The following is a 15396-nucleotide window of genomic DNA, read 5'->3' on the forward strand; positions in this document are numbered from 1 at the left end:
AAATAAATAATCTATGATTGCAAATACAAAACAGAAAAATTTAATTAAGACAGCTAGAATAACTGGCTTATGGTATTTAATGATGGCTATTACCGGAATTCTAGGGTTCATGGTCTTTCATTCTCAAATATTTGTGTCTGGTAATCCTGAACAAACGCTAACAAATTTAGTAGAATTAGAATCTACAGCAAGAATTCGATTGCTATTAGAATTTGGTATCGTAATTTCTCAAGCACTTACCGCAGTTTGGTTTTTCAAATTATTTAAAGATAATTATGAATGGGAAGCTTGGACTCTAGGTATATGGGGAATGGTAAATGCTTTAGCCATTATGATAAGTGCAATTTCAATCGCCTCAGCAATAGGTATTGCAAATTCTGAAATAAGTGCTATGGAAGACAAAGTTTTACTAATTCAGGTCTTTCAAAATATTATTTCGAATGCTTGGGGAATTGGTGGCCTATTTTTCGGGTTATGGCTATTTCCAATGGGATATATAGTTATCAAATCTAAAAGGTTGCCTGTCTGGTTGGGAAGAATAATTATTTTAGGTGGTATAGGTTATATAATTTCTACAGTTATACACTACGCAGGAATTGATTTTAGCTACAATAAATTTCTTACTCTACCTGCAACCATTGGTGAATTTTGGATGATTGGTTATGTATTAATTTTTGGCATAAGACCTAGCTATAAGTAAAATTAAATTAAAACGGAACACAACAGTGGCTATAAGTAATTGCTTTTCTCTCCTACTTCTGAAAATCCTTACGGATTTTCAGTTTGATTTAGACTTGCAATGTTAAGTGCTTATCCACGAAACTACTCAAAGCCGAGATCGTTGGCATTAATCAGCAACAAAATTAAAAAAATTATTAACGAATGAAATATATTTTATTAATCAGTATACTATTAACCATGGGTTGCTCTAGTAAAACCCAATCAAAAAGAATCTCGACAACATTGGAGAATCAAGAAAATTTGATTGCAGTTCTCGATACAATTTGGAAAACTGAACAGCGACCAATCACCTTAAGAGATTCACTTATGAAAATATATGGAGCTGAATCAGATATAGTTAAGGAACAACAAGCAATCTATAAGAAAAATCATATTTTCAATGAAAGAAAAGTTAAAAATATTCTAGATAAATATGGATGGCCTACGAAAGAAATAGCAGGTGAACAAGGAAATTGGACGATATGCAATGTCATTCAACATGCAGATAATGAAATTAGAATACAATACCTTCCCATGATGAGGCAAGCTGTAAAGGATAAAAAACTAGAGCCACGTTTTTTGGTGAGAGCAGAAGATAGAATTGCAACTGAAAAAGGAGATTTACAAATTTATGGAGGGCAAATGAAATACTACCCAGCAACTAAAAGTTTTAATCTGTGGCCAGTATTTGAACCAGAAAATATAGATAAAAGACGAACTGCAATTGGATTGGATTCAATAGCCATATTTCTGAAAAATCGATTTGATTTTGATTGGAATCTCGAAGAACAAATAAAACGAACTGAAGCATTTAAAAAAAACAAAATAATAAAAATTAAAAACGATAAGCTGTAATTATAATTATCAAAAAAAAACATAATCATGAAAAAAAATTTAATCACATTGACTTTGTGCGCATTAACTTTAATCGCCAAATCTCAAAATACAAGTGTAGAAAAATCTACATTCGGGTTACAAACTGGAGTTTTAGGAATCTGGGCATACAATGAAACAAAACTATCAAACACCATAGCTCTAAGAACAGAAATTGGTTTTGATTTTGGTATATGGGAAACTACTTATTATGATGATTATGATTCTCCTTTTCTACAAACACCTGTTATCGTTTTAGAACCAAGATTCTATTACAACCTCAAAAAACGCTCAGAGAACTTAAAAAGAATTGATGGAAATAGTGGCAATTTTATTGCCTTAAAAATGGGGTATCATCCAGATTGGTTTGTCTTATTCAATAAAGACAATGCACCTGTAGTAAGTGATTTTTCCATTATACCCACTTGGGGAATTAGAAGAAATTTAGGCAAACATTTTAATTATGAAGCTGGTCTTGGAGCAGGATTTAGTTACACATTTGCTAAACGCGCTGGTTATGTAAATAACAAAAGTGAAATGGAATTAAATATGCACTTACGAATAGGATATAGGTTTTAGTATAAATAAAAATCTAGCATAATCATTCATTATAATTTTCAGTTATATGTTTTTCAAATCTAAAGTGGAAAAGGAAAACTATTTATATTCTGTAACAATCAGTTAAACTATTCGTTAAAAAGTTCTAATCGTCAATCAAAAAAAAACAAAACAACAACTTATTTCTAAATGAAAATATTAAAACGTCTTTTAAAAATTATTTTCGCTCTCATTGGTGTACTTGTGTTAATTGGAATCATTACACTTTGGGTTGATTCATCAAGAACAAATTATCTTGATATTGATAAGGATGAAGCAACATTCAATAACTCTTACGTAATTACAAATATCAATATAATTCCAATGAACAAAGACACTGTTTTAGTTGATAAAATGGTGTATATAAAAGAAGGGATTATTGAAAAGATTGCTGACAATATTCAGGTTAATGGAATTCAAATTTTTGATGGAGAAAATAGATTTCTAACCCCAGGACTTATAGATATGCATGTACATGTTTGGGATAGATATGAATTGGGATTATACTTATCTAATGGTGTAACTGCAATTAGAAATCTTTGGGGAATGCCTATGCATTTAAGAATTAAAGAAGATGTAATTGAAGAAAATATTTTTTCTCCAACGTTTTTTACGACTGGACCAAAATTAACAGGATCAGAATTTATAGGTGATGATAATTTAAATCTAATGAATGCGAGTGAAGCAAAAGTTAAGGTAATTTCACATAAAGAAAGAGGTTATAATTTCATTAAAACCTATTATGGATTGGATAAAGAAATATTTGACGCTGTGATTGAACAAGCCAAAATTTCTAAAATTGACATTGTTGCTCATCCTTCTCAAAAAGTACCATTTTCATATCATTTGAATCCACAAATCAAATCTATTGAACATGCTGAAGAAATTGTACAACAACCTTTAGAGTTTGATTTAGATACCATTAAACTACAATTGATAATTGATTCCATTTCGCAGTCTAAACACACGAGTTATAGTCCTACACTTACTGTATTCAACAATATCTACCAAATGATGAAGAATGATGGTATTTTAGATTCAGAATCACTAGAGTATATGAATCCACTCATTAAAAAAACGGACAGTAAAAAACAGTTTGAACGTTGGTTTAATTCCAAGCAAGAAAATCCATCTACAGTTGAGCGAATAAAAAAACAACATGATTTTCATATGACCATTGTTAAAAAGCTACACGAAGCAGGTGTGCCTATTATTTGTGGAACTGATGGTGGTATTGGAGTTACGCTTCCAGGTTTTTCAATTCATCAAGAATTGGCTTTTTATAAAGATGCTGGTCTATCTAACTATGAAGTTTTGAAAACAGCTACTGTAAACGCATCTAAAACGCATTCAATTATGAATCAACTTGGTACTATTGAAGAAGGTAAGATTGCTAATTTATTAGTAGTAGATGAAAATCCACTTGTTAATTTGTCTTCACTTAAAAATCCAACCTATGTTTTTGTTAAAGGCCGAAAATTAGACAGAGAAACTTTAGATTCTTTTAATGAAAAAGCAAAAAACAGAAAGAATCTAATAGCAACTGCTCTTAGGTACTTGGAAAACTTAATCATAGAAAAATAAAACATTTCCAAAAATATATAAAATCAGAAATATTAATTAATAGAATAGTTTTAATATGAATCATCTGTTGCAAAACAATAATCTTTCATCATAAAATTCTAGTAGACATTAATAGAGATCATCAATCAAAAAAAAAGAACACTATATGTTTTTCAAATCAAAAGAAGGAAAAGAAAAAATATTAAATCTATACAATCAAAAATTACAAGAACTGAATATTGAGTATTCTGAAAAAATTGTAGAAACAAAGTTTGGTGTTACAAATGTTATTATTTCTGGTGATAAAAATAACCTACCTTTATTACTGATACATGGCACAGGAGGTTGTGCACCTTTAATTTTAGAATCATTCCCAAATTTAGCGTCAAAATATTGTGTGTATGCTATTGATGTTTTAGCACAACCTAATAAAAGTGCAGAAAATAGATTAGAAATGAAAACGCTAGATTATGGTAAATGGTTGATAGAAATAACTGAGATACTACAGTTAAAAGAGGTTACATTGGTTGGTTTTTCTTTTGGCGGTTTTATCTCTTTAAAAGCTTTAGAATTTAACCAATTACCAATAAAAAAGGCATACTTAATTGCACCTGTATATATTGTAAATGGCAATCCGCTTTTAGGTTTATTTAAAATGTTTATTCCATTAAAGAAGTTTATAAAAACAAATAATGAAACTTATTTAAAAAAAGTAATAAAAGTTCTTTTTAGTGATGCTGATGATTTTGCTCTTCAATTTATGGGAACAACTTTTCAAAATTGTAATATGGATTTTTCTCCTTTACCAGTTATTTCCAAACAATCTGCCAACAATATAAAAACGCCGTTAACTATTGTAGCTGCTGAAAAAGATATCCTATTTCCTGGAAAAAAAATGATAAAAAGAGCCAAACGAATTTTCTCATCATTAGATGAAATAGTTTTACTAGAAGGTTCTAAACATGTACCAAGTACTAGAAATTTTAAAATAATTGAAGACTTAATTTTATAATTAAACTGTTTCGGAAATTTCTATATCAGCATAACAAGAATTAAATACTGATTGCAATTAAAATTCAGATAATTTATACGTTTTCAAAATCAAATTAAAATAATCAAATGACAGAATCAGATAAAAACAAAAAATTAACACTTACCAATTATGCTAAACTTTGTTTCTTAAAAAATAGTGTTCAAAATCTAAATAATGTAATAATAGTAACACTCATTTTCACAATATTTCTAAGTGCCTGTTACACAAAAACAAGTAAAGATTCATTAAATAAAGAAGCAGCTTATTTAGGACAAAAGCCACCAGGTTTAACACCAATTCCATTTGCTCCAGGTCTTGTATCTACAGATTTGTATGAAGTCAATAGTGCATTTACCCCAGATATGAAGGCGTTTTATTTTATAAGAAGAGGAGAAGAAAATAAAAAATCAGCTTTTTATGAATACAAATACAATGAAGAAAATAAAAAATGGGAAAAATCTCAAATAGCATCTCCATGGATAGGAAGGCCAGTAATAGCTCCAGATGGACAAACCATGCATTTAGGAGATGGTTATCTAAAAAGAACAGAAGCTGGATGGTCAGAATTACAAAAACTAGCACCTCCTACTGTAAGTAATGATTCTATGTATATTATGAGACTTTCATCTTCTGCAAATGGCACCTATTATTTTGACACCTATAAGGAGAATGATCCAACGTTTCCAATTCGCTTTTCACGTTTGATAGATGGAAAGCATGAAGAACCTATAGCTTTGCCCAAAGCAATAAACACAGGAACTTTTTTAAGCCATCCATTTATAGCTCCAGATGAATCGTACTTATTATTTGATGCTAAAAAAGAAGATGGTTTTGGTGAATCTGATATTTACATCAGTTTTAAACAAAATGATGGTACTTGGGGTAATGCAATTAATCTGGGTGATAAAATAAACACCAAAGCCTGGGAAGCCTCTGCAAGTATAACACCTGATGGTAAATACCTTTTCTTTAGTAGAAATGTAGGTTCAGATGATTTTGAAAATGTAGATGTTTTTTGGGTAGATGCTCAAATCATTGAATCATTAATGCAATTATAAATTATAAATAAAATAAATATATTTACTCAGTTTTCTAATTATGATGAGTTGCTCTAATAAGACCAATTCAAAAAAATTATCTCTACTAAACAGCATCAAAAAAATCTAATTGCTATTCTGTATACCATTTGGGCAACTGAGCAGAATCCTATTAGAACAAGAGACTCATTAATTGCTATTTATGGAGTTGATCATAAGTTAGTAAAACAGAAACAATTAATTATTGAAAAGAATCACGTAATTAATGAAAAAAAAGTAAAAACTTTAAAAATCGTTTTCCTAATTCAATATTTTAAAATGAAATTAATTGCGTTTAACACAAAATAGTAGCGTTCATGTACTTCTTTTTTCTATATTAATGGAATATACGTTCCTTTGCTATTCATATGGGTTCACATCTAAAGAATAAAATATCAAAATCTCGTTTGTACTGGCTATGTCAATTGATAGGCTGGTGTTTAGTTTCTATTTATTGGGCGTATACAGTGTATACTAGAGATAATTATAGTGTTTTTTACACATTTGTAAATTATACTTTAGATGTTGCAATCGGAATTTTCTTGACTCATATATATAGACTGTTTGCTATAAGAGCGAATTGGAGTCTATTACCAATTAAAAAATTGGTAATTCGTGTAATTCCTAGCATACTTTTATTAGCTTTTCTCTATGTGCTTTTAAACAATTTAAAATGGTACACTTACTGGACTTTAATAGCAAGTGAGGATAAGAATTTATTTGAAGCTATTATTTATTGGGATCCAATATTGCTTGCTGGATTACGATTAATGTCAATCTGGATTTTAGCGTATCATTTGTATCATTATTATCAAAAAGAAGTGGTTACAGCAAGAGAGAATGCTCAACTTTCTTTAATTGCCAAGCAAGCACAGTTAGACAATTTATCAGCACAATTAAATCCACATTTTTTATTCAATTCCTTAAATTCTATTAAATCTTTGGTAATTGAAAATCCTGATACAGCAAGAAGAGCAATTGATTTATTATCAGATTTATTACGCTCATCATTATATGAAAAAGATAAAGATTTAATACCTATTAAAAATGAACTTTCGCTGGTTTATGATTATATCGAATTAGAAAAGATGCGTTTTGAAGAACGTCTAAAATTAAAAACCAATATTGATGAAGGATTAATTAATTATAAAATCCCGACGTTAAGTATTCAGTTATTGATAGAAAACGCCATTAAACATGGCATCGATTTAAAAGTTGGTGGTGGCGTTGTATTCTTAAAAATCAAAAAGAATAATAGCAATATTCATATTTTAGTTGAAAACCCAGGAGTAATTAATCAAAATAAAAATATTGGTTTAGGGTTAGAAAACTTAAAAAAACGTCTAGAAATTCAATATAAAAATAAGGCAAGTTTTAGTTTAACCGAGAATGAAAATGACAATGTCTGCGCTGAAATAATAATTCCTATGCATATAGACGATGAAAAGATTTAAAACCATAATTATTGATGATGAACGTTTAGCTAGAGAAGAAGTAAAACGCGCATTACAAAAACATCCTGAATTTGAAATTATAGGAGAAGCAAGTCACGTAGATGAGGCAATAGCTGTAATTGAAGAATTAAAACCAGAACTATTATTTTTAGATATTCACATGCCTGGAAAATCTGGATTTGATTTATTAGAAGAATTAACCAATGTACCAGACGTGGTTTTTACAACTGCATACGATCAATATGCTGTAAAAGCTTTTGAGATGAATGCATTAGATTATTTGGTAAAACCTTTAAGAGACGAACGCTTTTCTAAAACCATTGAGAAGGTAAAAATAGAATTGTCTAAAAGGGTAAAATTAGAGCCTATAACCTTACCAATGCATCAAAAAATTTTTATAAAAGATGGTGAAAAATGTCATTTTATTCCGTTAACAGATATTCATTTTATTGAATCTTTAGAAAATTATGCACGTTTGTATTTTGGTTCTGATAAAGCAATGATTAAACGTTCATTAAACCTATTGGCAGAAAAACTAGATCCTAAAGTCTTTTTTAGGGTGAATAGAAGTCAAATGATAAACATACATTATATAAAAGAGATTCATCCGTACTTCAATAATAAATTACAAATTATATTAACTACAGGAGAAAAAGTAGAAGTCTCTAGTAGGCAATCAGTTAGGTTTAAAAACTGGAATAGTTTATAACAGAAAAATCGTTTAGTATTTAACGTTCATTTACATTTATTTACGTTCCTGTACTTTCCCTTTTATAATGGTTACATACGCCTTTACTTTGTATTGTAATTAATTAAAAATCAAATTATGAATTATTTTAAAGTAACAACACAAATATCCAAAATCATATATTTAATTATGATTTCAATGATATTGTCTTGTAATCAAGACAAGTCTTTAGAAGCAAAACAGCCAACCCTAAAAGATTATTCCCTTGGAGAAAAATGGGTTTGGAAATATAAAGGAGTAACAGATAAAGGAGAAGTGAGATCAGAGGGAGAAGACACAAGAAAAACAGTTAAAATGTCATATGGTTTAGGTATGACAATCGGAAAAGATACTGTTCCTGTTTCAGAAATTGTGAAGCCAGAAGTAAGTAAAACACCAAGATATAAGTGGCCTTTAAAAGTTGGTGAAAAATGGAAATATGAAAAAAACTGGACAAGTCAAGATGGTACTACAGGAAAACAAAGTCAAGATGTAGAAGTTCTCTCTTTTAAAGAAGAAACTGTAGCAGCTGGTACATTTATGGCGTACACCATACAATACAAAGGAACCGTTTCAAATTCTAGAGGATACAATGCACAAACGGATGAAGTTTGGTTATATGCTCCAGAAATAAAAAATTTTATAAAAATGTCTCAAACTCAAGATGACTTTTTGTACAATGAAGAATTAATTCATTACTCAAATCCAAAATAGAAAATATCATCGTTTTTATCAATTTTTCAAGTCAAAAAAAATGAAAAAATCATTCCTTTTATTACTTCTATTAGTAATTAGTATTTCTTCTTATACACAAGAGTTGCCTTTTAAGAAGGTAGAAATTTCAGATTCAGTAGGGCTTGCAGATCAAATGCAGCATCTTGCCAAATTATGTGATGTAAAAAATATGTCTGAACTAGATTTATTTAAGTTTCAATTAATTAGAGGTAATTATAAAGATGCACTAGTTACTTTTCAAAAAAGAATTAAAGAAACACCAATAGATCAAAGACAATATTTAGATATATACTTGCATTATGTAGAAGCAAAGCTTTCTAAGAACTTTAACGTTGCGTTTAAAAAATCTTACAGAAAATATGTAAAAAGCTCTGATGATATACAAGTTATTAATTTAGACAAAGCATTGATTATTAGAGATCCTACGGATTATTATGTTAGTAATTTTAAGAATACGTATCAAAATATTAAATCTGAAAAGATATCACAATCAACTGCTAAGGATTTAGTAAAAAAATATTTTTTAAGCACCGTATTTTCATCAACAAGAGAACTTTATTTTGATGAAATAAAACAAGATCATAAACGTAGGTATACCATAAATGATAGTATAGTAATTCCTATGAAAGATGGTTCAGAAGTTTCAATTGTAGTTGTAAAACGAAAAGGAAAAACAACAACTAAAAAATCGGCGATACTAGTTTCATCTATATATGCAGGAACCAATGAAGTAAGTGCTATGTTATCAGCATCTAAAGGATATATTGGAATTATTGCCAATACAAGAGGGAAAAGGTTAAGCAAAAGCGAAATAAAACCGCTGGAATATGAACATACAGATGTTTATGAAGTAATTGATTGGATTAGTAAACAGTCTTGGTCTAATCAAAAAGTAGCTATGTTTGGTGGTAGTTACAATGGCTTTGCACAATGGGCATCTATGAAACACAAAGTGCATCCAGCATTAAAAACAATTGTTCCAATGGTGGCTATTGCTCCAGGAATTGATTATCCAATGGAAAATAATGTATTACACAATTATTCCTATTCTTGGAATTTTTATGTAACCAACAACAAGTTTTTAGATTTTGGAGCTTCGAATGATTTTAATCGTTGGAATTCCTTAAAAAACAAGTGGTACAAAACCGGAGTTGCATTTAATAAGCTAGATAGTCTAGATGGGCAAGTAAATACATTATGGAATAGATATATGGCACACCCAAGTTATGATGATTTTTGGAAAAAAATGATTCCGTACAAACAAGAATTTGCAAAAATTGACATTCCTATTTTAACCATTACAGGGTATTATGATGACTCACAAAGAGGTGCAATGTATTATTATAATGAGCATTACAAATACGCTAAAAACCCCAATCATTATTTATTAGTTGGCCCTTATGACCATTGGACTGCACAATCCAAGCCAGAAGAAAATTTAAGAAATTATAAACTAGACAAAGCTGCTTTAATTAATATTGAAGAAGATCTTCTTTATCAATGGTTTGATTATATTTTAAAAGAAAAAACAAAACCTAATATTTTAAAAGATAAAGTCAACTTTCAAGTAATGAATACAAATACTTGGATGCACAAACCAACTTTAAGTGCAATGACTAATGATACATTAACTTTTCATTTAAGTTCAGATAAGCAGAATGATTTTTATGCTTTAAAATCGAAAGAAAATAACTCTGAGATTTCTATGTCTGTAGATTTTAAAGACCGGAAAAGTATGACTAATACAGACTATTATCCTTGGCCTCTTGAACGTGAACAAATCAACATAAAAGATGGTTTAATTTTTAAATCTGAAACCTTAACAGAAGATGTTATTATTAATGGTTCATTTCTAGGAAACTTAGAATTGATAATCAATAAAAAAGATGTTGATTATTCTGTAACTGTATATCAACTAACTCCAGAAAATAAATATTTTCATTTAAGTTATTACATTGGTAGAGCAAGTTATGCGAAAGATAGAGAACATAGAAATTTACTTACACCGAATCAAAAGGCACAAATTTCATTCAATAATTCCAAATTAATCAGTAAAAAAATTGAAAAAGGCAGTAAAATAGTTGTTGTAGTTAACGTTAATAAAAACAATAATGCGCAAATTAATTATGGTACTGGAAAAGATGTAAATACAGAAAGTATTAAATATGCAAAAAAACCTTTACAAATTACCTTTACAGGGAATAGTTCTATCTCTTTCCCTATTTGGAATTCCAAAATGAATTAAAAAGAATCCACTCTAATATAAACAGAAGTTAAAACTAAAAACAAATAGTATTACGTGTAACAACTTTCAAATTTAAACTACTAATATTATAAATAACTTATTTTATGACTGACTTAAATTTGATAGATAAATTTCTGCTACTTGCATTAGATGATGAAAAAGGAAGCTTTAATTCAGGCCCTTTTGCATTAACGTATGGATTTGCTGGTGCCATTTTTTTAGAACTTTCGTTAAAAGAATGTATAACTATTATTGACAAAAAAGTAGTTGTAAATAACTTTAAAAGAATTGATGATACTTTTCTTAATAAGTATTTAGACATATTAAAAAACTCAAAGAAAGAACGTTCTCTAAAATATTGGATACAAAAGTTTGGTAACAAAGAACGTGATATAAAAAAAGAAACTCTCGATAAGCTAATCGCAAAGAGAATTTTAGCAAAAAGAGAGCAGAAATTTTTGTGGGTATTTAATAATGACAAATTCCCAACCGTAAATGCAAAACCAGAAAACACCTTACGAAAAAGATTATATGAAATCGTAGAACTTCATAAAAAACCTATTCTAGAGGAACTAATGTTGGTAAGTCTTATAAATACTTGTAATATGGATAGAATTGTTTACGGAAAAGAACGCTACAAAAAGAGCAAAAAGAATATTAAAGCTATTATTTCTGATGCTGAAAACAATATGTTAAGTACTACCATTAAAGAAATTCATACACAAATAACAGCAATGATTGTTGTTATTATGTCAGCTTCGATAGCAGCAACAGCAGCTGCAAGCTAATATTAAAATAAACATACAGAAAAGCGAAATCTAAAGTTTATTAATTTCTTTTAAAGAGATTACCCCTATAAATAATTGAGGCACTTAATTCATTAACCTATAATTTAAGCTAATTTATTGTGAATTCAAGATAATTGATCCGTTTAAAGTAGGCGTAAAAAAAACGGTTTAGAAAAACTAAACCGTTACTTTTTAAAGCTTTATATTTTGTAGCGGGAACTGGACTCGAACCAGTGACCTTCGGGTTATGAGTTCGACGAAATAGCAGAATTTGACCCTTTTTTGCTCTATTTTTAATTAAATCGTGTACGAAAGCGTGTACTCTGATTTATATTATTTAAAAGTGAATTTAATAAAGATTTTTCACAAATTACTGTTACAATTAAAAAAATAAAATTATAGAAAATAGCCCTCTCTTAATTATATAAAAAGTAAACTTCTCAGAATAACCTTTAATTAGTAAAAAAGTATTTATTTGAAGGTCAAAATAGTGAAATATAAAGCAACGCAAGAGCTCAAAAAGTATTGGAAATTGAAGTATCCAAAGCAGGAATAAAAAAAATGTAACACTTCATGTTTTAAAACATTAAAAATCCGTTTGATGATTTCTAATAAAACACTATCTTTAATTAGAAAATTGAAATAAAAATAAAAATAACAAAAACTCAGCATAGCCCACCAATTTGGTTTTAAAGGCTTATAAAAGTTGAGTGTATATACAAGTTGGCAAACATTTGAGATGAACAGAATCATAATCATAATCATAGTTTTAGTAATCCTTACAAGCTGTTCTGATAAAAAAGAGTTTGAAAAACCAATTCGAATTAGTCCACCAATAATTGAATTTGACAAAGAGCGAATTCCAAAAATCACACTTAAAGAATACTATTTTCACGGAAAAGATAGTTCTGAATTAAACCTTCAAAAAATAACTAAATTTTATTCAGAAAATCAAATAGCATCTGAAACAGATTTATTGACTTCTTCTAACACTATTAATGGCAGAAAAACTTTTTATGATTATAAGGGTTCTATTTTAGTTCAAAAAAGAACTGTTAATGCTATGGAAGATAGTACGAAAGTTGTCTATTTCTACAACAGCAAAAATCAATTAGTTAAACGTGAACATTATACATTTAAGAAAAGAATAAGTCCTGAAGTAATTGAAAAACATAGAGAAAGTTCTGATATGCTTTTAAGTGAAATTGACTTTGAAGAAAATCGAAGTTGGGATAAGTATAGCGAAATTGACTTTATCTATGATTCATTAGGTCAAAAAACTCAATATTATGCGCCAAATTTACATTGGGATAATCAGAATAAATATAAATGGTTTTACGATGAGAATGGAAATATCTCAACTAAACAATCTTGGAATCATAACGAATTAATTTGGACCGAAAACTACTCATATGAAAATAATGAATATAGTTTCACTCGAAATTGGAATAACGAAGACACACAAAAGGGGTTTAAATTTTACGTTTATAAAAATAAATTTGGACAAAAAATTAAAGAAGTCACTACAATAAATGACTCAATTCAAAATAAAAGAATAACATACGAATATTATAAAAACGGAATGATGAAAAGGAAAGTCGTTTATGGAAAAAACAACGAGCGACTGACAACATATATTTACGAAAAATAAAAAACGATTTGCCAACACCGTGTATAATTAATTGCTGTGTTAGGCTCTACTTGCGAATATTCCTGCGGAATATTCACGGGTTCGTAAATGTTTGCTAACTTAGTCGCTAAACCACGCAACTAACCATACACAAACACGTTGTGCTTCATTAAAAAAAATCAGAATAATTGAAAAACAAAGGAAAAATAGCCGATTTTGAGCAGAGCAATCCTCTTCCATTATTTTTTGAATTTGGAATGTCACCTGATGAATTAAAATCAGAAATAATAGATTGCTTTTCTAAATATTTTCAAAATGAAGAACGACTCAAAAAATTCGCCACATCCGATTTAGTTAACAATTGGCTATCTTATATACTTGTTGAAAGAGATTCTCCTGAATCAGTAAAAAACATTGAAGGAATCCTTGAAATCTTTAATGGTGCGAAAAGTATAAATCAAAAAGAAACAATTGAAGCATACAGTTCTTGGCTACCCGAAATCAGCCAAGGAATATCGAGATTTTGGAGTTTGTACAACAATCAAGTTGACATAAATAATCTTTGTGTAGAAGATTACCTTGAAGAATCTTTAAGAATGATTGGTCATACAATCGAAGGGATTTCAAAACCTTTTATAAAATTACTACTTCATTTAAATAGAATAAGAAGGAAGAAAGAAGTTGTTTTTTCTGAAATTAAGTCAAAGGATTTGGGTGTTGCAATTGATGAATTAATAAACACTACTAACCTAAATAATTTATTTATAATTTCAAAAGAAGCCATTCGACTAAATCAATGGAGAAATATTGCTTATCATCACAATTCAAAAATCGTTGATGGTGAAATTATTTGTTGGTATAAAAAAAACGGAATAATTAATGAATTTAAAATATCCAGAAATGAACTATTTTCAAGTTTAATGGAAATTTTATTGTCTTTTAAACTAATCCGAATTTCTGAAACAATTTTCTGTTTTGACAATATAGATGAAATTCAAGAATCACGAAATTCAGTTGATAAAGAAGCAATAAATATTAGAGAAGAAGCAAGATTGTTAGATTTTAAATCTTCTTTAAGCCTTCAAGGTTTTAAAATACAAAAGTTGAAAACAAAAAATGACTCTTCCTTATTAAAACTTATTGATATGCAAGAATATGGGGATTTCCAAAAAAGAGCAATTCACTCTTCTCAATTTCTATATAATCTTTGGCTTTACACAAAATCAAAAAAATTAACTGTTGAGTATTATACCTTTAGCAAAAACAAATTTTTGGTGTCACAAATAGACTCTAAAATATTTGCAAGCCATACTAAAGGAGATTTGAAATTATCAGAATTATTAAAAGATGTTGATTTTTCATTTATATCAACAAATTATACTCAAAATAAAGACCCTTTTGAAAACTTAATACTGTCAAAGAATATAAAAGAACATCCTCAAAAATTTTACTCACAACAAGGAGAGAAACTAACTATTGAGGAATTTTCAAAAAAATTTATTTTAAGCATATTCACAAACTATTTAGTTTTAATATCTGAAGGTTTAAAGTCAAATACTATTAAAATTAACATTGGTTCGGACGGATCAATGGCGATAGCAGATGAAAAAATAGTATTAAGAGTTCCTGCTCTGATTGAAAATAAAGAATATCAATTAAGACTGATAGAATTAATAGAGGAAGTAATAAACTTATACTCAACTGGCGAATTAAAACGTGAGATTGTTGAAAATGCTAAAATGGACAATAAATACTTTTTCAAAAAATCATTAGTCAAACAACAATTGAAAAATGAAAAGAAATAACGAAAGCACAACACCGTATATAATTTATTGCTGGCTTCTTGCCTACTTACGAAAGTCCTCGCGGACTTTCTTGGTCGGTAATTATTTACTAAATTAGTTGCTTAAACCACGCAACAAACCATATACAAACACGTTATGCACAATTAGAAA

13 protein-coding genes are annotated in these 15396 nt (G+C 28.7%); all 13 read left to right on the forward strand.

Annotation, left to right across the window (positions count from 1 at the left end; genetic code table 11):
* Positions 1-13: 13 nt before the first annotated feature.
* The 13 genes from KO506_RS04745 to KO506_RS04805 all read left to right on the forward strand — a co-directional run bounded on the left by KO506_RS04745 (position 14) and on the right by KO506_RS04805 (position 15246).
* Positions 14-700, forward strand: a complete 687-nt coding sequence (locus KO506_RS04745) for a DUF4386 domain-containing protein (protein WP_215993732.1) — start codon at positions 14-16, stop codon at positions 698-700.
* Between the two features lie 182 nt (positions 701-882).
* Entirely contained in the window at positions 883-1575 is a 693-nt protein-coding gene (locus KO506_RS04750; RefSeq protein ID WP_215993733.1) for a DUF6624 domain-containing protein, read from the forward strand.
* A gap of 27 nt (positions 1576-1602) precedes the next feature.
* Complete coding sequence (locus KO506_RS04755; RefSeq protein WP_215993734.1) at positions 1603-2172, forward strand: hypothetical protein; 570 nt, start codon at positions 1603-1605, stop codon at positions 2170-2172.
* A gap of 168 nt (positions 2173-2340) precedes the next feature.
* Positions 2341-3774: an amidohydrolase family protein gene (locus tag KO506_RS04760; protein ID WP_215993735.1), complete on the forward strand. Its 1434-nt coding sequence runs from the start codon at positions 2341-2343 to the stop codon at positions 3772-3774.
* Between the two features lie 145 nt (positions 3775-3919).
* The gene (locus tag KO506_RS04765) at positions 3920-4765 is read left to right on the forward strand and encodes an alpha/beta fold hydrolase (protein WP_215993736.1); all 846 of its coding nucleotides are present in this window, start codon (positions 3920-3922) and stop codon (positions 4763-4765) included.
* Positions 4766-4872: 107 nt separating this feature from the next.
* Positions 4873-5844 carry a hypothetical protein gene (locus tag KO506_RS04770; RefSeq protein ID WP_215993737.1) on the forward strand — a complete coding sequence of 324 codons (972 nt, stop codon included), beginning with the start codon at positions 4873-4875 and terminating at the stop codon, positions 5842-5844.
* 386 nt (positions 5845-6230) lie between these two features.
* Positions 6231-7316, forward strand: a complete 1086-nt coding sequence (locus KO506_RS04775; protein WP_215993738.1) for a sensor histidine kinase — start codon at positions 6231-6233, stop codon at positions 7314-7316.
* Positions 7303-8025, forward strand: coding sequence for a LytR/AlgR family response regulator transcription factor (locus KO506_RS04780; RefSeq protein ID WP_215993739.1), 723 nt, complete (start codon positions 7303-7305; stop codon positions 8023-8025). The genes KO506_RS04775 and KO506_RS04780 overlap by 14 nt, the downstream gene beginning before the upstream one ends.
* A 168-nt stretch (positions 8026-8193) precedes the next feature.
* Entirely contained in the window at positions 8194-8757 is a 564-nt protein-coding gene (locus KO506_RS04785; protein WP_252726785.1) for a hypothetical protein, read from the forward strand.
* 40 nt (positions 8758-8797) lie between these two features.
* Complete coding sequence (locus KO506_RS04790) at positions 8798-11023, forward strand: CocE/NonD family hydrolase (RefSeq protein ID WP_215993741.1); 2226 nt, start codon at positions 8798-8800, stop codon at positions 11021-11023.
* A gap of 104 nt (positions 11024-11127) precedes the next feature.
* Positions 11128-11811: a GOLPH3/VPS74 family protein gene (locus tag KO506_RS04795; RefSeq protein WP_215993742.1), complete on the forward strand. Its 684-nt coding sequence runs from the start codon at positions 11128-11130 to the stop codon at positions 11809-11811.
* 739 nt (positions 11812-12550) lie between these two features.
* On the forward strand, positions 12551-13462 hold the full coding sequence (locus KO506_RS04800; protein ID WP_215993743.1) for a hypothetical protein: 912 nt from the start codon (positions 12551-12553) through the stop codon (positions 13460-13462).
* A 167-nt stretch (positions 13463-13629) separates the two neighbouring features.
* Positions 13630-15246, forward strand: coding sequence for a hypothetical protein (locus KO506_RS04805; RefSeq protein WP_215993744.1), 1617 nt, complete (start codon positions 13630-13632; stop codon positions 15244-15246).
* The last annotated feature ends 150 nt before the right edge of the window (positions 15247-15396 follow it).

Source organism: Polaribacter vadi (assembly GCF_018861005.1).
Lineage (GTDB): Bacteria > Bacteroidota > Bacteroidia > Flavobacteriales > Flavobacteriaceae > Polaribacter > Polaribacter vadi_A.

What these genes read in the sequence shown, in the direction of transcription:
- KO506_RS04745 (WP_215993732.1), top strand. Translation starts at nt 14, where the DNA reads ATGATTGCAAATACAAAACAGAAAAATTTAATTAAGACAGCTAGAATA.
- KO506_RS04750 (WP_215993733.1), top strand. Translation starts at nt 883, where the DNA reads ATGAAATATATTTTATTAATCAGTATACTATTAACCATGGGTTGCTCT.
- KO506_RS04755 (WP_215993734.1), top strand. Translation starts at nt 1,603, where the DNA reads ATGAAAAAAAATTTAATCACATTGACTTTGTGCGCATTAACTTTAATC.
- KO506_RS04760 (WP_215993735.1), top strand. Translation starts at nt 2,341, where the DNA reads ATGAAAATATTAAAACGTCTTTTAAAAATTATTTTCGCTCTCATTGGT.
- KO506_RS04765 (WP_215993736.1), top strand. Translation starts at nt 3,920, where the DNA reads ATGTTTTTCAAATCAAAAGAAGGAAAAGAAAAAATATTAAATCTATAC.
- KO506_RS04770 (WP_215993737.1), top strand. Translation starts at nt 4,873, where the DNA reads ATGACAGAATCAGATAAAAACAAAAAATTAACACTTACCAATTATGCT.
- KO506_RS04775 (WP_215993738.1), top strand. Translation starts at nt 6,231, where the DNA reads ATGGGTTCACATCTAAAGAATAAAATATCAAAATCTCGTTTGTACTGG.
- KO506_RS04780 (WP_215993739.1), top strand. Translation starts at nt 7,303, where the DNA reads ATGAAAAGATTTAAAACCATAATTATTGATGATGAACGTTTAGCTAGA.
- KO506_RS04785 (WP_252726785.1), top strand. Translation starts at nt 8,194, where the DNA reads ATGATTTCAATGATATTGTCTTGTAATCAAGACAAGTCTTTAGAAGCA.
- KO506_RS04790 (WP_215993741.1), top strand. Translation starts at nt 8,798, where the DNA reads ATGAAAAAATCATTCCTTTTATTACTTCTATTAGTAATTAGTATTTCT.
- KO506_RS04795 (WP_215993742.1), top strand. Translation starts at nt 11,128, where the DNA reads ATGACTGACTTAAATTTGATAGATAAATTTCTGCTACTTGCATTAGAT.
- KO506_RS04800 (WP_215993743.1), top strand. Translation starts at nt 12,551, where the DNA reads ATGAACAGAATCATAATCATAATCATAGTTTTAGTAATCCTTACAAGC.